We start from the raw sequence: 21,498 nt of genomic DNA on the forward strand, positions 1-21,498 counted from the left end.
AATAGGTATCTTCATATGTGATGACAAATCATAGTGAGGAGAAAAACCATGAATACGATGACATTTGAAAAATTGCAGTATCAGGAATTAAAAGAAATCGTAAAATCTCACTGCGTAAGTGAGCTGGGAAAACAATTAATGGATAAACTTCAGCCGAGCACATCTCTTAAAACAGTAAAAAACCGACTTAAAGAAACAACGGAAGCACGAAGACTTCTAGATGCTGAGAAATCACTTCCGCTATCAGGTGTCTCAGGTATAGGAAGAGTCATCGAAAAGCTTGAAAAAGGCATGATTTTAGAGCCCGAAGAGCTAATGCGCGTATCCGATTTTTTAAAAGGCTGTAGAAAAGTAAAACAATATATGGTGGATAAAGAATTTTTTGCTTCGCTCTTAAGTTCCTATGCCCATTCGATGAAAGAACTGACAGGTATAGAAGAGGAAATTAATTTTGCGATCAAAGCCGGAAAAGTAGACGCTGCGGCAAGCAAAGAGCTTAAGCGTATCAGAAGACATATAGAAGGAACGGAAGCTAAGATTTCAGAACAGCTTGCGAAATTTTTACGAAACGGTAAAAACAAAGAGTATATTCAAGACTTCTTCATCAGTAAAAAAGGAGACCGCTATACGATTCCGATCAAGGCATCCTATAAAAATCATGTTGGAGGAACGATTGTTGAAACATCTTCTAAAGGGTCAACAGTGTTCATAGAGCCGGCGTCTATTACAAAGCTGAATGCGGAACTAGCGATTTTGAAAGCAGAAGAAGAGGTAGAAGAATATCAAATTTTAGCGTCTTTAACAGGTTTAGTGTTAGAGACGCTAGCTGATATTCATATTAATTTAGAGCTAATTAGCCAATACGACATGGTGTTTGCCAAAGCAAAATACAGTAAACAGGCAGATGGAATTGAACCTAAAATTAATGATTATGGATATATTCATTTAAAAGGCGCATATCACCCGCTGTTAACTGGTAAAATTGTTCCGCTTCACTTCGAAATTGGCAAGAATTATCGAAGCTTAATTATTACGGGACCTAACGCAGGAGGAAAAACCGTTGTCTTAAAAACGATTGGGCTACTAACGCTCGCTACAATGTTAGGATTTCATATTACAGCTGATGAAGGAACAGAAATTGCATTGTTAGAGCATATTTTTGTCGATATCGGCGACAACCAAAGTATTGAAAATGCGCTGAGCACCTTTTCCTCACACATGAAAAATATATCGGCTATTTTGCAAAAAGCAACGAACAATACGCTGCTTCTATTCGATGAAATTGGCAGCGGCACCGAACCGAATGAAGGAGCTGCACTTGCGATTGCAATTTTAGAAAAGTTTTATCATATGGGCTGCATAACGGTCGCGACTACGCATTACGGAGAAATTAAGCGTTTCTCAGAAATTCATCCTGACTTTATGAATGCCGCGATGCAGTTCAACAGTAAAACATTAGAACCGCTGTATCAACTGTTAATTGGCACATCTGGTGAAAGCAATGCGCTTTGGATTTCAAAGAAAATGAAGGTAGAAGAAGAGATTTTACAAAAAGCAAAGTTCTATATGGAAAGCAAATCGTATGATACAGAAGTTGTCAGAGAAAATAAAATAAAAAAACCAACTATTTTGAAGGAAAAGAAAAAAGACCGTGTTGAATACCAAATGGGAGATCGAGTCAAGCTGTTAGATTATGAAAATCATGCGATTGTGTATAAGTCTAAAGACAACACAAACAATATAGTCGTACTCTATCAGAATGAGTTAATTGAAGTAAACGTTAAGCGAGTAGCTCTTGAAATCAAAGCTGCTGAATTATATCCCGAAGGCTATGACCTCGATTCATTATTTATTAGCTATAAAGATCGAAAAGAGCAGCATGATCTGCAGCGAGGATCAAAAAAAGCATTGCGGAAAATTGAAAAAGATATACGGAAAAATAGGTAAAACAAAAGCCCAACACTTGTAGGAAAGTGCTGGGCTTTTGTTTTTATGTAGCTTTTCAAAAAACATCTTTTACCGCCCTAGTGTATTTGAGAGATGCATTCAATAAATTATTCATTTGTGGGAACGGGAAGACTCTTGAGCATTGTAAAACAAAAAGCCATTTTTTTTGCAAAATGTAAAGGAGGCTCTACAGATTGAATATGAAGATACATAAGGACCGGTTCTGTAAAAAGCCAATGGTTATGCAAAGCGCTTACGATAAGACCTTGCCGCGCAGCAGCTTCTGTAAAACGAGGGATTTCTTCTTGTAAAATAGCAATTTCAGCCAAGTTTAACGCGTTTCCCTGTGCGTCTATCGCCTCAAATGATACACCAACAGGAACGACAGAGCTGCTTTTCCGCCCTTGAACATGAGCTTGAAAGCTTCTTTTAAGCGACACTGAGCATCCTGTTGGACTAACTTTGCTTTTAGCGTTTAAAATCTGGCCAAACTGCTGACAAATTTCACTTGTAGTATACATATAAGCTCCTGCCTTTCTTCTATACTCTTAGTAAGCTTTATGACATAAGAGCTTCACTTATGCAAACCGTGTTCTTATAAAAAAACCCCCTTCACGATGAAGAGGATTTTTTATTATTCAGCATGCGATGAGCGTTCGTTTAACAAATTTTCATAAAAACGAGCAAGTGAAGCAGAAAGGTATGGAATAGACCATAAAAAGCCGATTCCTAGTGTAATAATACTTAATAAAAACCAGCCAAGGAAGCTTAGCAGCAGCAGGAAGTACTGTCCTTTATAACCATTCATCAACCTGCGGCTTTCTGTAATCGCTTGATTCATCGAGTAAGTAGGATTGTCTTTACAAATATAGTACGTTTGTGAATATGCCAGTGCTTTGATAATTCCAGGAATTAGTAAAAGTAGTGACCACAGCATCACATAAAGAGTCATGAGTACATATATTCCTAATGACTTTACATAGAGACCGAAGTCTTGGAATGTTTTAAACAAGTGTCCCAATTGGACAGATTCACCTCGCGCCAAACCTAAAAATGCCCAGTAGTTCGCCATGAGAAGAGGCGAAAAGACAATGGCAAAGGCAGTTGAAATCCATGATGCCGAATCAGATTCATCTTTCATCCAATTGTCATAGCCGCCGCTTGCCACAATTTCAAATGGAATAGGCAGAAGCGTATATACTCCGTACGTCACCACCGTCAGTAGAATCGCAAGTCCCCAGCGATTTTTTAAAGAAGCTTTAGCTTCTCTTTTAATCGTACCGATGTTCATGTTGTTCCTCCTTTAATATTGCAAAATAGTATCTTTTTGCTTGTATTAACATGTAAACCATGCACAATTGTTAATTTTGTATGAAATGAAAATAATAGTCAATAGGTTCTGAGATGAAAAGCAAAGCTCCTGCAGAAAATTTTTACTAGACAGATAGAAAACAATAAATAGATACAAAGTGTTTTATTCATTTCTGACAGTATTCATTATGGAGGTTGTAGTGAAAATAACGCGTTATTTCTTTATAATAGGCGTAAGAGGAGATGAATAAAAAATGGAGAATGCTATCCAAACATTTTATGAGCTAGAATGCATGCACTTAAAATCAGACATACGAACCTCTGCTAAAGAGCTTTCAAACATTCTAGCAGATGATTACGTGGAGTTTGGCAGCTCGGGCACGGTATGGAAACGAAAAGATTACAATACCAATCATGTACTTTCGCCAGATGTATTCGAAATCTCTCATTTTCATATAGACGTATTGTCTCCTGACTGCGTATTAACTACCTATCATCTTGTGAACCATACGGCAGAAAAAAAGACGCTTCGCAGTTCTATTTGGCGAAAAAGAGAAGAAAAGTGGCGTTTGTTTTTCCATCAAGGCACAGTGACAAATGGTGATCAATAAATAAGATTATTCGGTTATTATTATACTTTCCCTCTATTTGATGCTATGATGAAAGTATATTTTGACGTAAGGGATGTTTTGAGATGAGCAAAAATAACGTAAAAAAAGAAGTGTTTTCATGGATTAAGTCCATTGTTATTGCATTGGTTATTGTAGTGGGAGTTCGCCATTTTTTATTTGCACCAACTACGGTTCACGGTGAATCGATGTATCCAACGTTTGAAGATTCAAACCGCGTTATTTTAAATAAAATCAGTGATGTTGATCGCTTTGATATGATTGTATTTCATGCACCGGATGCAGATGAAAATTATATTAAACGTGTAATCGGACTGCCAGGAGATACGGTAGAAATGAAAAACGACGTTCTATATATTAACGGCAAAGCTTATAAAGAGCCGTATTTAAAAGAATCTAAAAAATCTCTTGCACCTAATGAAAAATTCACGGAAGATTTTACGCTTCAAACGCTGCCTGCAACTGATGGCAAAGTGAAGGTACCGAAAAATTCACTGTTTGTAATGGGGGACAACCGTCCTGTAAGTCATGATGGACGAGCTTTTGGCTTCATTCCACAAAAATCAGTTATCGGAAAAGTGCAGTTTCGCTACTATCCGTTAAATGAAGTAGGCGAACCGAAATAAAAAAAGGGAAAAAGGCTGGCGAAATTTAATTCGCCGGCCTTTTTTATTGGATTAAAAGGACTGATTTTTAAAAAACGATTTGCTTTATGCAAGTTAAACATCTTCTAAAGAATTAGTAAATTAGACCTTATGTTACTTCAAAGTAAGAGGTAGTACTGATAGGTAAGTGATTTTTATGGGTATACAGATATATGAAGATAAAGAAGCAAGGATTTGGGAAAGGAGCAGGTCAGCATGAAAAACGTATTAATGATTAATGGACACGAGTATTATAAAAAGTCAAAAGGAGAGTTAAATCAGACGATTTTTAACGAAATGCAGCATTTACTCACTAATCAATTTGACATTAAAACAACGGTGGTTGATAAAGGCTACGAAGTAGAAGAAGAAATTGAAAAGTGGCTATGGGCTGATGTTGTGATTATGCAGACGCCTATTTACTGGTTCAGCATTCCCGGAAAGTTTAAGCAATATATTGATCGCGTGTATATGGATAACATTTTCTTTAAAGGTTCAAATCAATACGGGCGAGGCGGCTTATTAACGGGGAAAAAATACATGTTTTCTCTCACGTGGAACGCGCCGGAAGCTATTTTCGACAATGACGAAGCTTTCTATGAAGGAGAAAGTTTAGACGAAGCCATTATGCATTTGCATAAAATGAATCAGTACGTCGGTATGAGTCCACTTCCCACTTACTCTATTCATGATGTAGTCAAACATCCAAACATTGATCACTACAAGCATAAATTAGAAAATCATGTAGCAGAAGTATTTGGAATAGGAGAGGGGCATTAAAAATCAGTCTCTACGAAACCTAACCGAGTATCAAAAGAATATAAAAAAGATATAAATAAATTTTTAATTGGAGTTCCTATAAGGTTAGTGAGCAAGCCTTATCGTCTAATAAAAGATTTTAACGAATCCATGCATACTATTCACCGATACAAAAAATGAACTGCTGCTCTTAAAATTTTTATACAAATGATTTCCTTAAAAATCATGTTTTGGATGTTTAAGGAAAGGGTAAAGTAAATAGTTCTCCGATATGAAATGAATTATGAAGCAGTACTTACACGTATCTTTACTTTAAAGTCTAAGAAGGTGAAGGTATGGGATGGATGAACGACTAGAAAATAAACGTTGGGTTGCCTATTGCCCTGTGACGGATCGGCTCGTAAATCTAGAACTTTCTTCTATTGAAAAAGAAGGAAAGAAAGACATCATCACCAGTTGTACAGGCATTGAAGATATTTGTCATACTTGCTTTATAACAAATACCGGGGATGTATCAAAAACATAGCGCGATGTTTGTAAAAAAGATGTGAGTTAGCGCTGCCTGTTATTATGACTCATGCACAAACACCTGTAGCATTTATCTTTTTTAAAATGCTACAGGTGTTTTTTGTTTAACTGGAATCTTTTGAAAACAAGCTTGCTGAGCACTTACAGGATTTGCACATCAAGCAGCAATTTTAATCGTGAGAATGCTTTTTTAGATGTTATATAAATTTTATCGCGTATGGAGCTGGGAAAAGTAAAAACATAAAAAAGCTACTTTATATAAAGCAGCTTTTTTATGTGACAGTTTCAAACTTCAGGGTGTGAGGTGGGATAGTTTTTGTTTACCCGTCTATATCTAAATAAAACAATCTAAATGATAATGAAGTAGAAATTATTTATTCCGTTTGTTTATAAATTGTTTAAATATAAGATGAAGCAGTTTAGCTTTGGAAAATAAGGGAAGAAGCATACTAACTTGCCTGTGTATATTTAGAAAAGGAGGGATAAAGATGTCGTTAGCTCATTTTGATGATATTTCAGAAATTTGCTATGCATGTGAAAAACAGCCTCTTGGGAAAAGACAAAAACGCATTGGCGTATGGACGGAAAAAGAAATGAGAAAGCCTGTTGAAGAGAGAGTAGAAAATCAGAAGGTGGTCGCACTTTCTCGTTAATGTAAAAAAGCCTTTAGCTCATCTAAAGGCTTTTTTACGTATTGGCGTTTGGACATGTGTGAAGGGTCATAGAAGCAATCGTTATAAATCTTCTAGTCTTTGAACTTTTTTGCCTTCTATTTTGTGCTGCTCCATCGTTTCTTTTAACTCTTTGTTCGCCGTTGTCATCGTTGTTTCATTTGTTACGCCCATAAATGACCAGCCGTGAGATTCAAGCCAGTACTTGAATTCCCGCAAAAACTCTTCCTGCGTTCCTCCCGTATGATAAAAAGCTCCTTGAATTGTAATAGCCGGTTTTTCCGTGTTATACGTCACATACATTTTATTTGCACACATCCAAATAGACCTCCTTTATTAATAAACAAACGTAAATTGACAAAGAAGCGCTGAATCATTCCTCAATAGTTACACTATTTCTCTATTTGACTGCTGTTTTCCTTTTAATCTCTGAGATTAATCATAATTAAAACAAGTTTTTTACAGAAAGAGGAATGTAAGTAAACAGATAAAAAGCTCGTTTCGCAATGAAATCGTCATATTTCTACATATTCTTTAAGGGTCATGTAAAAGTTGTAACATAATGAATGGCACTGTAAGAAACTTAATCCAATTAGAACAAATGTTACTGTTTTTTTTAATGAAAAGGCGAATCTATGTGCTAAGGTAATAACAGGTTCAAATTTTAGGAGGTAGTTTTTGTGAGTAAAAAACGTGTAAAAAAATGGGCAGTTGCTTCTGCAGCGTCTGTAGCATTTCTAGCAAGTCAAGGAACAGCATCAGCAGCAGCTTCGCACAAAGTCGTAAAAGGAGATACCTTGTGGGGGCTTGGCCAACAAAATGGGGTTACGGTAGATGAGCTGAAAGGTGCTAATAACCGCCAAAACGACATGATTTACGTTGGAGAAACATTAACGATTCCTGACCAGGGACAAGCACAACCTGCCGCTAGTCCGGCAACATCTGTACATACAGTAGCACAAGGCGAAACGTTATATCATATTGCAACACAAAACGGCATGACTGTGGATCAGTTAAAAGCTGTTAACGGTTTACAAAGTGATATCATTACCATCGGACAAACATTAAAACTTCAAGGAGAAGCACCGGCGCCGGCACAAACTGCTCCGTCTACATCGGTTTCTGCACAAGATCAAGATTTACTAGCTAGATTAGTAGAGGCAGAAGCAAAAGGTGAGCCGTACCAAGGAAAAGTAGCGGTAGCAATTGTGGTATTAAACCGTGTAGCTTCACCAGAATTCCCAAATAACATTCACGACGTTATTTATCAGCAGCTAGGAAACGGCGTATATCAATTCTCACCAGTAGCAAATGGAGCAATTAATCAGCCTGCATCAGAAGAATCAAAACGAGCGGTAAGCGAAGCATTATCAAACCCGCATGAAAACGATGCGCTGTTTTTCTATAATCCGAAAATCGCTGAAAGCCAATGGGTTGCAACGCAGCAAGTAACGGCAGTTATCGGAAACCATGTATTTGCAAAATAAGTAGATTTCTTTCAAATATAAACATATATTTCATATATATGTAATGTTGATGCAAAGAGTCTGCTACAGAAGTATCTTGGTTAAAGTAAAATCCAAACTATTAATATTAATAGTTTGGATTTTTAAGTCTAATTGAACCTTAAAATACCTTAACAGATCCATCTGTTAAGGTATTTTTTTGCTTAAATTTCGAGAAAACCATTGATTATTTAGAGAATAATGATATGATAAAGGAAGTCAATTGATAATGATAATCATTTACATATGATAGAGGAGGAGATAACTAGACTTCTAGATGAAAGAAAGGAGCAAGGGAAGTTGAAGTTTTATCAGTTAATTCTTGTGTTTGCTGTACTATCGATTTTGTCTCTTTTTGTAGGAGTACAAGATCTGTCAGCGATGGATCTATTTCATTTAACAAAAGAAGAAAGCCAAACGCTGTTTTTTAGTCGTTTTCCTAGGCTTTTGAGTATTATTATGGCGGGAATGAGCCTTAGTATTTGCGGATTAATTATGCAGCAAATTACGCGAAATAAGTTTGTATCTCCAACAACGGCAGGAACGATGGACTGGGCAAGGCTTGGTGTGTTGATTTCTCTACTAGTATTTGCTTCAGCAAGTCCTCTATTAAAAATGAGCATTGCTTTCATTTTCTCACTGGCGGGCAATCTATTGTTTATGAGAATACTAGACAGAATTAAATTTAACGATACGATTTATATTCCACTAGTCGGTTTAATGCTCGGCAGTATCGTAAGTTCCTTGGCTACCTTCATTGCCTACAAATACGATTTGATTCAAAACCTTTCTTCATGGCTTCAAGGCGACTTTTCGCTAGTAGTCAAAGGGAGATATGAACTCTTATACCTTAGTATACCGCTCTTAATAATTGCTTATCTTTACGCAGATAAGTTCACGGTTGCTGGTATGGGAGAAAGCTTTTCAATCAATTTAGGCGTGAAATACAAACAAATCGTAAACATTGGATTAGTCATTGTTTCGCTTATTACGTCGATTACGATTTTGACCGTTGGCATGCTGCCTTTTTTAGGATTAATCATCCCAAATATCGTATCGATTTACCGTGGAGATCATTTGCGCAAAAGCCTGCCTCATACAGCGCTGCTTGGAGCTGTGTTCGTACTTGCGTGCGATATTTTAGGCAGAGTCATTATTTTCCCTTATGAAATCTCTATTGGGTTAATGGTAGGTGTAATAGGAAGTGCGATCTTTCTTTTTATGCTGATAAGGAGAGGTCGTTATGCATAACAAACATAAAATTATCATTCTTGCCGCGCTGGCCATTTTATCAGCGGCGCTGTTTATCAGCTACGATTTAGGCTACTGGCAGTACACGCTGCCGCGAAGAATTGAAAAAGTCGCTGCGATTGTTTTAACTGGAGGAGCCATTGCGTTTTCATCCGTTATCTTTCAAACGATTACCAATAATCGAATTCTAACTCCTAGTATTCTAGGACTGGATTCACTGTATTTATTTCTGCAAACGTTTATTGTGTACATTTTTGGCTCAACGAATATTGTCATCATGAACAAAAATCTTAACTTTCTTCTTTGCGTTTCGCTGATGATTATTTTTTCGGTCTTGCTTTACATACTGATGTTCAAAAAAGCCGGTAAGAATATTTTCTTTATTTTACTGGTTGGAATTGTGTTCGGCACGTTATTTAAAAGCATGTCTTCATTTATGGAAATGCTGATTGATCCCAATGAATTTCAAGTTGTACAAGATAAATCATTTGCAAGCTTTAACAATGTCAATACTGATTTGCTATACATAGCAGCCGTCATATTTATCCTGCTTGGCATTTACGTATGGCGTTTTACATCCATTTTTGATGTACTGTCGCTAGGAAGAGAACATGCAGTAAATTTAGGGATTGATTATGACAGGCTTGTCAAAAAAATGCTGATTGTGATTGCCATTTTTGTCTCAGTGGCTACAGCGTTAGTTGGACCGATCACCTTTCTTGGACTGCTTGTTGTGAACCTTGCGAGAGAGCTGTTCAAAACGTACAAGCACACCTATTTAATGATGGGATCACTGCTGCTTAGTGTTATAGCCCTCGTCGGAGGAGAGTTTATCGTTGAAAAAGTGTTCACCTTCAGCACCACGCTGAGCGTCATCATTGACTTTGCCGGCGGAATTTACTTTATTTATTTGCTGCTAAAGGAGAATAAATCATGGTAGAAGTAACAAATGTCAGTAAAACATACGGAGAAAAAACCGTTTTAGAAAAAACATCCGTCGTGATTCCAAAAGGGAAAATCACGTCATTTATCGGCCCAAACGGAGCGGGTAAAAGTACGCTGCTTTCAATTATGAGCCGTCTCATTAAAGCCGACTCAGGATCAATATCAATAGAAGGAAAAAATATAGAGAATATTGACAGCTCGGATTTAGCCAAAAAAATGAGTATTTTAAAACAGTCCAATCAGCTCAATATCAGGCTTAGCGTGCGTGAACTCGTCAATTTTGGCCGGTTTCCTTATTCAAAAGGACGGTTAACAAAAAGCGATGAACAAGCGGTTGATCAAGCGCTGAGCTATATGAAGCTTGAAAGTATTCAAGATAAATACTTAGATGAACTGAGCGGGGGACAGTGTCAGCGAGCTTTTATCGCCATGGTCATCGCACAGGACACGGAGTATATCTTCTTAGATGAACCGCTCAATAACTTAGATATGAAGCATTCTGTTGAAATTATGAAGCTGTTGAAACGTCTCGTAGAAGATTTAGGCAAAACCATTGTGATTGTCATTCACGATATTAATTTTGCGTCTGTCTATTCGGATTACATCGTGGCGCTTAAAAACGGTGAAGTGATCCGTGAAGGCCCAACAGAAACCATCATTCAAACGTCTGTATTAAAGGATATATACGATATGGATATTCCAATCGAAACGGTTGGCGGACAGCGTATTTGCGTGTATTTTTCATAAAATTTATTCATGAGGTGACAAAAGTGAAAAAAGTGTTAGTAATGTTTGTAGCAGTCTTAACTGCGATTGTTGTAGCTGCTTGCGGTAATCAAGGAGCAAAAGAAACAACAGGTGGAGAAAGTAAGCAAAAAGAGACGGTAACAGTAACCGATCAGTTCAATAAAGACGGAATTAAAATTGAAAAAAACCCTAAAAAAGTTGTAGTATTCAGCATGGGTGCACTTGATACGCTAGATAAACTAGGCGTTGAAGTAGCGGGCTTGCCAAAACAAGCGATCCCGGAGTATTTATCGAAGTATCAAGATGATAAGTACGCTAATGTAGGTGGCTTAAAAGAGCCAGATTTTGAAAAAATTGCAGAACTAAAGCCAGACTTAATTATTATTCAAGGCCGCCAAGCAGATTCATTTGATGAATTTTCAAAAATTGCCCCGACGATCTATATCGATACGGACAACCAGCACTATATGAAGTCATTTAAAGAAAACACAAAAGTACTAGGACAAATTTTTGATAAAGAAGATCAAGCGAAAAAAGAGCTAGCAGCAATTGATAAGCAAATTGCAGATTTGAAAAAACAAGCGGACAAACTAGATAAAAAAGCGCTTGTAATGATGGCGAATGATAGCAAAATGACAGCGTTTGGTCCAGGTTCTAAATACGGATTAATTCACGATGTCTTCGGTATCAAGCCAGCAGACGACAGCCTAGATCCATCGGCTAAGCACGGTCAAAGCATTGCATATGAATATTTAGTTAAACAAAACCCGGACTACTTATTCGTGGTTGACCGCGGTGCAGCAATTGGTGAAAAATCATCAGCCAAACAAATTGTTGAAAATGAGTATGTAAAAGAAGTCAATGCAGTGAAAAACAACCACGTTGTGTATCTTGATCCAGGTCTTTGGTATTTATCTGGAGGAGGCCTTGAGTCAATGGCAGGCATGATTAAAGAAATTAAAGCAGGTATAGAGAAGTAATAGAGAAAAAGGAGCTGGTTATAATCAGCTCTTTTTTTGTGCATCGACTGGGGCAAGCTTTTCCCTGTACCAAATTATGATATTAATAAATACCCTGAATGCAGAAAATTTGTGGAGATGGGCTATCATAACACGCAATTTGATTTTAGGTTAGATCCGCACCGAATGGGAGAAATATTCCAGGGACAGACGCCAAGCAGAAATGGCGGAGACTTGAGCGTAACGCCTCCACCGGAAGCTTTTCCCGTTCCTCACTTATCTGAAATGCCAAATGAGCACGCTCCAGGTTTAGGAGACATGAACGCATAAAAATATGCGAATTAGCTTTAATGAATTAGAACTAAAGTAGTTTAAAAAACATTGACTGAGGGCTAGTAGTCAATGTTTTTTTATGTTTTTTGAGCTGTTATTCCTCTAAAGTCAAGAACATCTGGCCGTTTTTATAAACTTCGGATGAAATGTGTGTTCATTTAATTGTTTTTTATCAGAAGAAAAGGGAATACTTTCTTTAATCGCTTGTAATTGAAAGCTAATAAGGGGCATGCTGCTATGAGTAGTCAACAAGATGAATTTTTATTTAAAAGAGAGCTCTATCGCTTAGTACAAGAATACAAACGCTGTAAAGTTGAAGAAATTAGACGGGCAATTAAAAAGGATATTCTTCTTTTGAAGAAGGTTATAAATAACTGAAATAGACAAAAACTAGAAAAAAGCTCATGTTGGTTAATAAATGAGCTTTTTTTGCCTGCTTTAAACTTGTTCAAACGAATTAGTATGTCTATACATGATCTTGGGAAGATTATGAATCATATTAAACAGAGCTAACGCAGCTGTTTCTGGTTCTTCATAACGATAAATGAAATTGTTTTCAATATCGCAGATTTGAAAACTGTTTAATTGTTTTGAATAACTTAGTGTAAACCTATTGGCAAGAGTATGAGTAATGTCGCTATCTTTATAATTTACTAAATTTGCTATCATGTGCTTAATTTCAGTTAGGTTCATCCACCAAGTCACCCTTTCATGTTATTGAGGTTATCATACCATGTACAGGTAATTTGAATACTGTTTTTTACAATTTGTAACAACAATTTTTAAAATGAAACACAAAGGTAATAAAAAGTTAAAACGAGCAGCTTAACGCACGCTGAATATTTCCTATGAGGGTGTAGGCTTTTCTTTGTAGTGGGTCAACTCCAACTTTTTATTCGCGATTTCTTTTAGACCAATACGAATCATACTGAATACCAAAATCCATAAGATAACCGTTAAAATCGTATGTCCCGCTGGGAAAATACCTAGTATAGGTGAGTCCCAAAGAGCGTGCATAAAAACGACAAGCAAAAATACACCGAGAAATTTTGGTTTTATCAACATGTTCCACTGAAATTTCTTATCTCCTTGCACGATGCAGACGGCAGCTCCAGTCAAGGCAGCCCAAGCCACATGTCCTCCAGGAGCAAAAATACTGCGCCAGAGTATTGTAGAATAAAGCATGTGAAAGCTGCCGGAAAGAAGTGCTCGCAAAGCATAGCCAGCGGTTTCAAAAGCAGCAAAACCAGCTCCTATTGCAGCTCCTAAAAGAAGGCCGTTAAGGATATATCTATATTTAAGATTGCGCACAAAATAAATAACAGCGATAACTTTGGCCAGTTCCTCACATATTCCAATTACGATCACGTTTGTGTTATTTCCAAGAATATCGTAAAACACAAGTGCTAATAAAAGTGAGAGGATTCCGCCAATAAAAACGACATAAACAATTTTGTAAATAGCAATATTCTGCGGAGCGTTCATTTCCCAAAAGAAAATGAGCGTAGTAAATGGCACTGCAAAAGCACCAACTACAATAAGACCGGGTATGAAGTTAATATTTTCGAACAAGCTCACGCCTAGATACAGCCCTAAGTATGCAACAAGCGCAATAAGAAAGACCCTTGCAAAAAGCCATGGCTTTGGCCATGTATTTACAACTTCTTCTATTTTAGGAGTCGTAAGCCCTGTTCCTACAATAAAAAGCCGTTCAGCTTCCATTTCACTGTGCTGTCGAAAGACTCGAGAGAATATATTTCGAAATTTAGGTTCAACCGAACGTTCATTTCTTGGAATTTTATCAACACGATGGGCAAACAAGTAGAATATGCTGTAGTTTTCGTCATGTTTCACGATCTCATGGCCGCAATTTAAGCAGAATTTTACCCCTTCCGGATTAGAATAAGCGCAATGGGGGCATTTCATTTATCTTCCTCCTTTTTCTAGATAGAAATCGTTTGACGCTTGTCTTATGACATCTTCTACATATATTATGTGAACTGATGAAAAAAGCATAAGAGGGTTTGGCAGGTAATTTGCTTAAATAATGGAATGGTACAGAAGCTATTGCTAAAAGAGACCTCATGAAACTAAAAAAAGGCTGCGTGATAAGCCGAACATTCGACTTACAGCACAGCCTTTTATATGATTAAAAATGTGGATGTAAGCCTGTTTTCTTTACAATGCTACTACGCAATAAAAAAGCTTCCTGAAATAAAAACGATGACACCAATAACCATCATTAATGTTTCGCGGTCTTTTTTTCCGGATTTTTTATTAGCAGGAAGCAGCGATTTTGCAAGAGGCTTGGCAAAAATGATGACAAGCATGCAAACAGCAGCAAAGATGCCAAGCGTCACCTGAAAATTACCTTCAATAAAGACGCATGCCATTAAAAGTACAAGGCTTATTTTTAGAAAAATTTTTGATAGGTTCACTATCAACACTCCTTTAGAACACTTAATACGAAAGACTTAGTGATTTTTTTATGTGCCTGTTGTTTTCTACCGCTTGAAGAAGAAAATGAGCGACATCAGAACGGCTGATGTTGCGTCCGTTTTCTGGTATGCTAGCTTCTCCTATACGATAATAAGTAGTTAACGGACCGCTCGTTAGACCCATTGGCCGAGCAACGGTCCAGTCGAGTCCGCTTACCTTCAAGAGCTTTACGGCTTCGTGATGATCGCGAAGCACATTTTTTAAAATACGCTGAGCAAGCCAGCCCGTCATGCCTGGAATTTCTCCGTCGATTCCGGCAGAAGCCGTGTAGGCGATACGCTGAATTCCGTTTTCGTTCATACATTGAATCAGCAGATTTGTCGTTTCTACTAAAAGGGTAGAATGCCCTAGATTTTCGGTTCCAAGACAAGAAATTACTGCATCACACCCTCGCATAGCCTGACACACTTCATAATAATCAAGCACGTCGCCTTGTATGATGTGTACGTTCGCATGCGTTACCTTAAGCTTAGATGGATTTCGCACAAAAGCTTTTACATAATGTCCGTTTTTAATCGCTTGCTTGATCACTTCTTGTCCGGTCCTGCCGCTTGCGCCAATCAAAAAAATGTTCATACGATCAACCCTTTCGTTTCAATGTAGGTAGTAAAAACGAAATTTTCTTTTACCATAACACATTTTTCTCGATTTAGCTTGTCAAAACATAAAAGCTGCTTACGAGATTCATCAAAGTAAGAGGTATCCTCTGTTCTTTTTTAAAACTTATGTCATAGACTGTCTAGAAAACAAAGAAATGTACGAACGGTTTATAAAGGTGTTTAATGCTATAGAAGCGAAAGGGTATTATAGGAATAAGGGACGAACAAAAGGGGCGATGCACTATGAAAAAATCGGTAAGCCGAGCACGTGTTATCATAGTACTAATAGGTTTTCCGCTCATCTTTTTCATTATGGCGCTTGTGACGGGTGAGTGGCGATATATGACCTGGACCATTCCGCCAGCACTGATGTCATGTTGGACGGCACTCTTTGTATTAAGGAAGCAAGAAGAAAGATAACAGGAAATTTGAACTATTGCATCGAATTTATAGAAAAAGTATAAAATGATAGAAAGCTATAGTAAGAAAATTTAATGAAGGACGGTGTGAAGATGAACGGACAACAGTTATTGTATGGGTTGCTTACGTCTAAAGGCGATATCCTAAGAGCTGCTTATGTGTTATGTGACCACCGCATTTATATGGAAATGTCAGCACAGTATCAGCAAACGGAGCATACGGATTTTCAAGCATCATTGGTAGAAGAAATGAAATTGCTTGAAAAACAGCCTGAAGTAGACATGCATCTGCATATTTTGCTTGAAATGGCGAAGTTTTTTGAACTTCCCGTTTCTCATGCTACAACAAATGGCGAGCTGTACGAGTTAAGCGATAACATTGGAAATTTGCTTGTATCTAAATACAATGAGCTGTTTTCAATTGCACGCTGTCATACGCTAGAAGACGTAATGCGCCATCAAATCCGACTGTTCTTTCATCTAATTGATTCGCAATACATGATTGCTACAAATCGTCAGCAAGCTGTGTTTCAGCAGCAGCTGATGAATTGGATTGAACAGCTGCCCCCCATGTATCAGGAAAGAATGATTGATGCATTAGGAGAATATCAGCAGGAAGCACTTGTAAAACTGCTGCAAAAAAAAGGGACAATCGAGCTATACAAACAGCTTCCTCCGCACGCATACCCTGCTATTTCAAGCCTTATGGCAACCGTAATGAGTATCTTTATTCCCGTTAATTATCCGCCAGCACTGCTATTTAGTATGAATGCGCCTCTGTTTTTAATGGCGAGCTTTGAAAGTCATGAAATTATTGCAAAACGCAAAGAAGCTGGAACTTTTTTACCGCTGTTATTAGTAGTTGTTCAGCTGATGTGGACGTACAAGCTTGAGCATCAGGATGAGCTGTTGAATTATCAGTCTCTGCTGATCAAGTGGTCATCTGTACACACAGCGTATCAAGATTATATGAAAAAGAAAGAGCAGTCACTGTTTGACCGTGAACGGTTAGACAGCTTTATTTACAAAACAGAGCAGTATGTTAAGCAGCTCCGCGCTACGGAGAAAAAGACGGTGAAGCAAATTGAAACGCTCAAAACAGCCATTCGCCATCAGCTTGATGAAATGGAGCTCACATCATTAAACGGAGGGCTTGTGCTTCAAAAAATGATTGAAGAGCATGAATCATTAAAACAAGATGTAGAAGAACTGCAGCGCAAGCTTTCGATTAAAGGTGACTTCTTCTCTAAAGTAAGGCTGACGTTCCGTTCTGCAGAACGAGCCGTCAAAAGCAAAGTGAAAGAAGTAGAGCGTAAAAAAGTGCTTATGCAAATGACGGACTTTATTTTAGCAAATCGCTTGCCCGTATGCGTGGATATTCAAAATGAAATTTATGATTATCAAGACGAGCTGACGACGACTATTTTTCAAATTAATCAGCAGGTCGAGCTGCTTGAAGAAACAAAACAAAGCCGCCAGCTAGCCGATGCAAAAGTACGCCGCTATGATCAAGAAATAAAGCGATTTGAACGGAACTACTACGGCTTAAAAGAAGGAACAATTGAAGAGATGGCACAGTGAAACTGGGACAAACGTATTTTATCCGAACGAGTTTGATTCTTGATGGAGAATCAAACTCGTTTAGTTATGTCTCAATCTTATTCTCTGTCTGTAGGAGCGGACAGCTGATCTTTATACTCATCTACATAGAGCATGCCGTTTGTTGACACAACTGCATACAGCACTTGGTTCAACTGAAGCTGACGATTTGAAAGCTCAAGGTTGATCCACTGTTCGGTATATTGAGATGTTAAATTTTTATGAATAATTTCTCCGTCCATGATGAGCTCTACCGGTAAATTCATTTCTTTAAACGGCTTAGACAAAACGTCCTGTTTGGCAATGTTTTGATAAGCAGTTTTCTTTAATACCGACAGTTTTCCGCTTACTTCTAAAACAGCAAATTCTACTTCAGCAATATTGAACGTTCCTAGTTCTCGTAAATGCTGATTCAAGTCATCAATAGAATATTTGACTTTTTTCATATTTGCTTCAAGAAGCTTTCCTTTTTCCATAATAACCGTCGGGCGACCTGAAATCCATTTTCGCAAGCGTCTGCTTTTTAAAGCTGTTGATGCTAAAAGAAAATGAGTGGCCACAAGAAAAGCAAAAGAAGCGAACATCGGCAGAAATTTTAATTTTAAATCAAATCCCATATTTGCGATGAACGACCCAATGATGATGGACATCGCAAATGTAAAATGATTATTATGCGTGTTAATTTGTTTTCCAATCAGGAAAGTTGTAACACTCAAGATAATAAAAGAAACAAAGGTTCTAAGAAGGGACATGAGAATGTCTTCCATAAGTTGGGATGTCACCTGCTTTCTCATAAATAGAAAGAGTATCTATCTCTATAGCGTTATCCATTTAAAGGATCGTTATACAAGAAAAAACATCAAGAAGAAGTGCTGATAATGCGTTCACATTCAGCTGCTTAAAAAGGGGCAGAAAGGCTGTAGGTAAGGGATAAAAGCAAACAAAAAGAATGTGCAAATTCCTTTGAATTTTTTTGGAGGATTTGTTACAATAAAGGTGCTTATTTTTGTTCGGTAAGGATAGTTCGAAGTGTTCGTCTTGACTTATTGTAAGAGCAGGAATAGAGTAATACACAATGTGTGGATTGTCACACAAGGAGGAAAAGAGATATGTTACAAGGTAAAGTAAAATGGTTCAACGCTGAAAAAGGTTTCGGTTTCATCGAAGTAGAAGGACAAGACGATGTATTCGTTCATTTCTCTGCTATCCAAGGCGAAGGTTTCAAAACTTTAGAAGAAGGTCAAGAAGTTACATTTGAAATCGTTGAAGGCAACCGTGGACCACAAGCTGCTAACGTTCAAAAGTAATTTTTTTTATAAAGTTTAAGCCGATCAGCAGAACGTTTCTCTGGTCGTTCGTTAAACTAAACTGGGAGAAGGCCCCTTTTATAAAAGGGGTCTTTTCTTGTTCGCTTTTTACACCTTGTTGACGATTTCTTTGATTTTGTAGAAGTATTCAAATATGAAAAAAACTAGTCACGCAGTATAAAAAAAGCGTATAATGAAATGATGAAAATAGGAATTGTAGAGCAGAAAGGATTTTAAAACGTATGAGCAACCAACTTCAAGAAACGATGGTCGATTCACGTCGTACATTCGCCATTATTTCTCACCCGGATGCCGGGAAAACAACGTTAACAGAAAAAATGCTGTTACTGGGCGGAATGATTCGTTCAGCCGGAACGGTTAAAGGAAAAAAATCAGGCAAGTTTGCTACATCTGACTGGATGGAAATCGAAAAACAACGTGGAATTTCGGTTACATCAAGTGTTATGCAGTTTGAGTATAAAGATCACTTTATTAACATCTTGGATACACCAGGACACGAAGACTTCAGTGAGGATACGTATCGTACCTTAACGGCTGTAGACAGTGCGGTCATGGTTATTGACGGAACAAAAGGGATTGAAGCACAAACGCTTAAACTTTTTAAAGTTTGTCGTATGCGCGGTATTCCCATCCTAACATTTATCAATAAATTAGACCGTGAAGGAAAAGAGCCGCTTGAGCTGCTTGAAGAAATTGAAGATGTACTCGGTATTGAATCATACCCTGTAACGTGGCCAATTGGCATGGGGAAACGATTCCAAGGAACGTATGACCGTTTTTCAAAGCAAATTGAAGTGTATCAAGGAAACAAAGAGTCTTATTTTGCAGACTTTGACGGTGAAAATATCGACGATGAAATTAAAAAACACGTCGATGAAATGTATTTACCAGGCTTAGTGGATGATTTGTCTCTATTAGACGAAGCAGGTAATGATTTTTCAATCGAAAAAGTAAAGCAAGGCTTATTAACGCCTGTTTTCTTCGGAAGTGCGATTGCAAACTTTGGCGTACAGTCTTTCTTTAATTCATTTTTACAATTAACATCACCGCCGCAGCCTCGTGAATCAACAAATGGCACCGTTCAGCCTACGGATGAAAACTTCTCAGGTTTCATCTTTAAAATTCAAGCGAACATGAACCCGGCTCACCGCGACCGCATTGCGTTCGTACGCGTATGTTCAGGAAAATTCGAGCGTGGAATGAACGTGACGTTAGCAAGAACGAACCGTAAAATGAAGCTAGCGCAGTCTCATCAGTTCTTGGCATCAAGCCGTGAAACAGTAGACATAGCGTATCCAGGGGATATCATTGGCTTGTATGACTCAGGCACGTATCAAATTGGCGATACCATTGTAGGAGAGGGAAAAGTATTCGAATTTGACGCTCTTCCAAAGTTCCCGCCTGAACTGTTTGTAAAAGTTCGTGCGAAAAATGCAATGAAATCCAAGCACTTTGAAAAAGGGATTAATCAGCTTGTACAAGAAGGAGCCGTACAGCTTTACCGTACGCCGTTCTTTGGAGACTATATTTTAGGAGCAGTCGGTGAACTTCAGTTCCAAGTGTTTGAACACCGTATGAAAGGTGAGTACAATGTCGATCTTGAATTCACGCGCATGTCTCATAACATTGCAAAATGGGTAGACAAATCAACAATTGAAGATCGCATGCTAGATTCTCGCGTAATGCTAGTAGAAGATCGTGATAAGCATGCCGTTCTTATGTTTGAAAACGATTTTGTATGGCGTTTGTTCCAGGACAAATATCCATCTGTTAAATTCCTAGACCCGTTTAATCTATAAAAGAGTATAAAAAAAGGAAAACGATACATACTACTTTCATAAGTAGACAGTCGATTTTCCTCCTTTGCTTAAGAGTCAGTATTTACTGGCTCTTTTTTTTAATGAGCCACTGATTTTAAATTTAAAAGAATGACTCCTGCAATGATTAATACGATGCCAAATACCATCGTAAGACTGCCGCTTTCTTTCCAAATGACTACACCAATCACAGCTGTCACAGCAGTTCCTACACCAGACCAAATGGCATATGCAACGCTGAGTGGAATGTGCTGAAGCGATGTGGAAAGCGCATAGAAAGCAAGACCAAATCCTAATAAAACACCAAGACTAGGCCAAAATTTTGTAAATCCGTTTGATGCTTTTAACATAGATGTACCAAATAACTCTGAACTAATTGCAATTGCTAAAAATAAATAGGCTTTCATCGAAAACCCTCCTCTGTTAATTTCCGAAGTTGTTGTTGAATCTGTTTTTGCATGTCTGGATCCACGGGTGCGAGCCCAAACATTTGACTGAACCATAATCCGTCAGCTGCTAAGCGCACAATGGTAGCAAGGACTGGATCAATGTCGTCTTGTTCAATGTGCTGCTGCCACTTTTCGTATTGCTTTTGAAAATGCTGCAGGAGTTCAGGATTGGTTGCAATACCTGCAAGCAACCCTGCGCTCATCGCTTGTTCACGCTGAAGGTCATGAAGCGTCTCAGCGAGATAAGCCCGGCTCCATTTGCCAGGAGCATCATCATGTTCAATTTGTACGTGTAGCCCGTCATCATATTGCTTTGTGACTGAATAGAGCATTTGCTTGATCAATTCATCTTTTGAAGAGAAGTGATACAACAAACCGCCTTTACTGACGCCGGCTTCTTTTGCTACTTTTTCAAGCGTTAACTTTCCAACGCCGTCACGCTGTACGACCTGAGTGGCCGCAAGCAATATATCATCATATGTAGACACATGAATTTCCTCCTTTTTGATTTTCCCTAGAATACTTTACCGTCTGGACGGTTTGTTTGGCAATACTTTTA

General features: G+C 37.9%; 24 protein-coding genes and 1 pseudogene. 16 read left to right on the top strand and 9 right to left on the bottom strand.

Features of this window, described 5'->3' with window-relative positions; all coding sequences use genetic code 11:
• Window positions 1-48 precede the first annotated feature (48 nt).
• The gene (locus MMB69_RS08320) at window positions 49-1,947 is read left to right on the top strand and encodes an endonuclease MutS2 (protein ID WP_264407972.1); all 1,899 of its coding nucleotides are present in this window, start codon (window positions 49-51) and stop codon (window positions 1,945-1,947) included.
• Window positions 1,948-2,054: 107 nt separating this feature from the next.
• Here MMB69_RS08320 and MMB69_RS08325 read toward each other — a convergent pair whose 3' ends face one another.
• A complete protein-coding gene (locus MMB69_RS08325) occupies window positions 2,055-2,468 on the bottom strand; it encodes a DUF1259 domain-containing protein (protein WP_013083952.1) in 414 nt (137 codons plus the stop codon).
• A gap of 113 nt (window positions 2,469-2,581) precedes the next feature.
• A complete protein-coding gene (locus MMB69_RS08330; RefSeq protein ID WP_013057906.1) occupies window positions 2,582-3,238 on the bottom strand; it encodes a DUF975 family protein in 657 nt (218 codons plus the stop codon).
• Window positions 3,239-3,512: 274 nt separating this feature from the next.
• On the opposite strand from MMB69_RS08330, the gene MMB69_RS08335 reads away from it, so the two are divergent.
• From MMB69_RS08335 to MMB69_RS08355, 5 genes are all read left to right on the top strand, one after another.
• Window positions 3,513-3,869 (top strand): nuclear transport factor 2 family protein, encoded by a 357-nt coding sequence (locus tag MMB69_RS08335; RefSeq protein WP_221784166.1) that lies wholly within the window; start codon window positions 3,513-3,515, stop codon window positions 3,867-3,869.
• A gap of 83 nt (window positions 3,870-3,952) precedes the next feature.
• Window positions 3,953-4,513 (top strand): signal peptidase I, encoded by a 561-nt coding sequence (gene lepB, locus MMB69_RS08340; RefSeq protein ID WP_025751067.1) that lies wholly within the window; start codon window positions 3,953-3,955, stop codon window positions 4,511-4,513.
• Window positions 4,514-4,747: 234 nt separating this feature from the next.
• On the top strand, window positions 4,748-5,311 hold the full coding sequence (locus tag MMB69_RS08345; RefSeq protein ID WP_264407969.1) for an NAD(P)H-dependent oxidoreductase: 564 nt from the start codon (window positions 4,748-4,750) through the stop codon (window positions 5,309-5,311).
• Window positions 5,312-5,630: 319 nt separating this feature from the next.
• Window positions 5,631-5,816, top strand: coding sequence for a hypothetical protein (locus MMB69_RS08350; RefSeq protein ID WP_277447574.1), 186 nt, complete (start codon window positions 5,631-5,633; stop codon window positions 5,814-5,816).
• Window positions 5,817-6,306: 490 nt separating this feature from the next.
• Window positions 6,307-6,471: a hypothetical protein gene (locus MMB69_RS08355; protein ID WP_013057894.1), complete on the top strand. Its 165-nt coding sequence runs from the start codon at window positions 6,307-6,309 to the stop codon at window positions 6,469-6,471.
• A gap of 81 nt (window positions 6,472-6,552) precedes the next feature.
• On the opposite strand, the gene MMB69_RS08360 is transcribed toward MMB69_RS08355, so the two are convergent.
• A complete protein-coding gene (locus tag MMB69_RS08360; RefSeq protein ID WP_013057893.1) occupies window positions 6,553-6,807 on the bottom strand; it encodes a hypothetical protein in 255 nt (84 codons plus the stop codon).
• Window positions 6,808-7,169: 362 nt separating this feature from the next.
• Here MMB69_RS08360 and MMB69_RS08365 point away from each other — a divergent pair, with 362 nt between their 5' ends.
• The 7 genes and pseudogenes from MMB69_RS08365 (at window position 7,170) to MMB69_RS08395 (ending at window position 12,607) form a co-directional block, all read left to right on the top strand.
• Window positions 7,170-7,976 carry a cell wall hydrolase gene (locus MMB69_RS08365; RefSeq protein WP_013057892.1) on the top strand — a complete coding sequence of 269 codons (807 nt, stop codon included), beginning with the start codon at window positions 7,170-7,172 and terminating at the stop codon, window positions 7,974-7,976.
• A 318-nt stretch (window positions 7,977-8,294) separates the two neighbouring features.
• A complete protein-coding gene (locus MMB69_RS08370) occupies window positions 8,295-9,245 on the top strand; it encodes an ABC transporter permease (RefSeq protein ID WP_013057891.1) in 951 nt (316 codons plus the stop codon).
• Window positions 9,238-10,185, top strand: a complete 948-nt coding sequence (locus MMB69_RS08375; protein WP_264407967.1) for an iron chelate uptake ABC transporter family permease subunit — start codon at window positions 9,238-9,240, stop codon at window positions 10,183-10,185. The genes MMB69_RS08370 and MMB69_RS08375 overlap by 8 nt, the downstream gene beginning before the upstream one ends.
• Window positions 10,179-10,937, top strand: a complete 759-nt coding sequence (locus MMB69_RS08380) for an iron ABC transporter ATP-binding protein (RefSeq protein ID WP_013057889.1) — start codon at window positions 10,179-10,181, stop codon at window positions 10,935-10,937. The genes MMB69_RS08375 and MMB69_RS08380 overlap by 7 nt, the downstream gene beginning before the upstream one ends.
• Before the next feature lie 41 nt (window positions 10,938-10,978).
• Entirely contained in the window at window positions 10,979-11,917 is a 939-nt protein-coding gene (locus MMB69_RS08385; RefSeq protein WP_260506694.1) for a siderophore ABC transporter substrate-binding protein, read from the top strand.
• Window positions 11,918-11,953: 36 nt separating this feature from the next.
• Window positions 11,954-12,226: pseudogene (locus MMB69_RS08390) on the top strand (manganese catalase family protein); the annotation flags it as partial.
• A 240-nt stretch (window positions 12,227-12,466) separates the two neighbouring features.
• The gene (locus MMB69_RS08395; RefSeq protein WP_221784174.1) at window positions 12,467-12,607 is read left to right on the top strand and encodes a hypothetical protein; all 141 of its coding nucleotides are present in this window, start codon (window positions 12,467-12,469) and stop codon (window positions 12,605-12,607) included.
• 468 nt (window positions 12,608-13,075) lie between these two features.
• Here MMB69_RS08395 and MMB69_RS08400 read toward each other — a convergent pair whose 3' ends face one another.
• The 3 genes from MMB69_RS08400 to MMB69_RS08410 form a co-directional block, all read right to left on the bottom strand.
• Window positions 13,076-14,155: a PrsW family intramembrane metalloprotease gene (locus MMB69_RS08400; protein ID WP_221784175.1), complete on the bottom strand. Its 1,080-nt coding sequence runs from the start codon at window positions 14,153-14,155 to the stop codon at window positions 13,076-13,078.
• A 263-nt stretch (window positions 14,156-14,418) separates the two neighbouring features.
• Complete coding sequence (locus tag MMB69_RS08405; RefSeq protein ID WP_221784177.1) at window positions 14,419-14,667, bottom strand: hypothetical protein; 249 nt, start codon at window positions 14,665-14,667, stop codon at window positions 14,419-14,421.
• A 22-nt stretch (window positions 14,668-14,689) separates the two neighbouring features.
• A complete protein-coding gene (locus tag MMB69_RS08410; protein WP_034267848.1) occupies window positions 14,690-15,304 on the bottom strand; it encodes an NAD(P)-dependent oxidoreductase in 615 nt (204 codons plus the stop codon).
• Window positions 15,305-15,839: 535 nt separating this feature from the next.
• Here MMB69_RS08410 and MMB69_RS08415 point away from each other — a divergent pair.
• On the top strand, window positions 15,840-17,327 hold the full coding sequence (locus tag MMB69_RS08415) for a hypothetical protein (protein WP_277447575.1): 1,488 nt from the start codon (window positions 15,840-15,842) through the stop codon (window positions 17,325-17,327).
• 77 nt (window positions 17,328-17,404) lie between these two features.
• Here the strand turns inward: MMB69_RS08415 and MMB69_RS08420 are convergent, their stop codons facing one another.
• Window positions 17,405-18,127, bottom strand: coding sequence for a DUF421 domain-containing protein (locus MMB69_RS08420; protein ID WP_277447576.1), 723 nt, complete (start codon window positions 18,125-18,127; stop codon window positions 17,405-17,407).
• Between the two features lie 327 nt (window positions 18,128-18,454).
• On the opposite strand from MMB69_RS08420, the gene cspD reads away from it, so the two are divergent.
• Both cspD and MMB69_RS08430 read left to right on the top strand, forming a co-directional pair.
• A complete protein-coding gene (gene cspD, locus MMB69_RS08425; protein ID WP_013057877.1) occupies window positions 18,455-18,652 on the top strand; it encodes a cold-shock protein CspD in 198 nt (65 codons plus the stop codon).
• Window positions 18,653-18,894: 242 nt separating this feature from the next.
• On the top strand, window positions 18,895-20,472 hold the full coding sequence (locus MMB69_RS08430; protein ID WP_221784182.1) for a peptide chain release factor 3: 1,578 nt from the start codon (window positions 18,895-18,897) through the stop codon (window positions 20,470-20,472).
• Between the two features lie 98 nt (window positions 20,473-20,570).
• On the opposite strand, the gene MMB69_RS08435 is transcribed toward MMB69_RS08430, so the two are convergent.
• Complete coding sequence (locus MMB69_RS08435; RefSeq protein WP_013057875.1) at window positions 20,571-20,897, bottom strand: DMT family transporter; 327 nt, start codon at window positions 20,895-20,897, stop codon at window positions 20,571-20,573.
• Entirely contained in the window at window positions 20,894-21,427 is a 534-nt protein-coding gene (locus MMB69_RS08440; RefSeq protein ID WP_221784184.1) for a TetR/AcrR family transcriptional regulator, read from the bottom strand. Before MMB69_RS08440 ends, MMB69_RS08435 begins: the two co-directional genes overlap by 4 nt.
• Between the last annotated feature and the right edge of the window lie 71 nt (window positions 21,428-21,498).

This window comes from Priestia sp. P5, from assembly GCF_029522155.1.
Classification (GTDB): Bacteria; Bacillota; Bacilli; order Bacillales; family Bacillaceae_H; genus Priestia; species Priestia megaterium_E.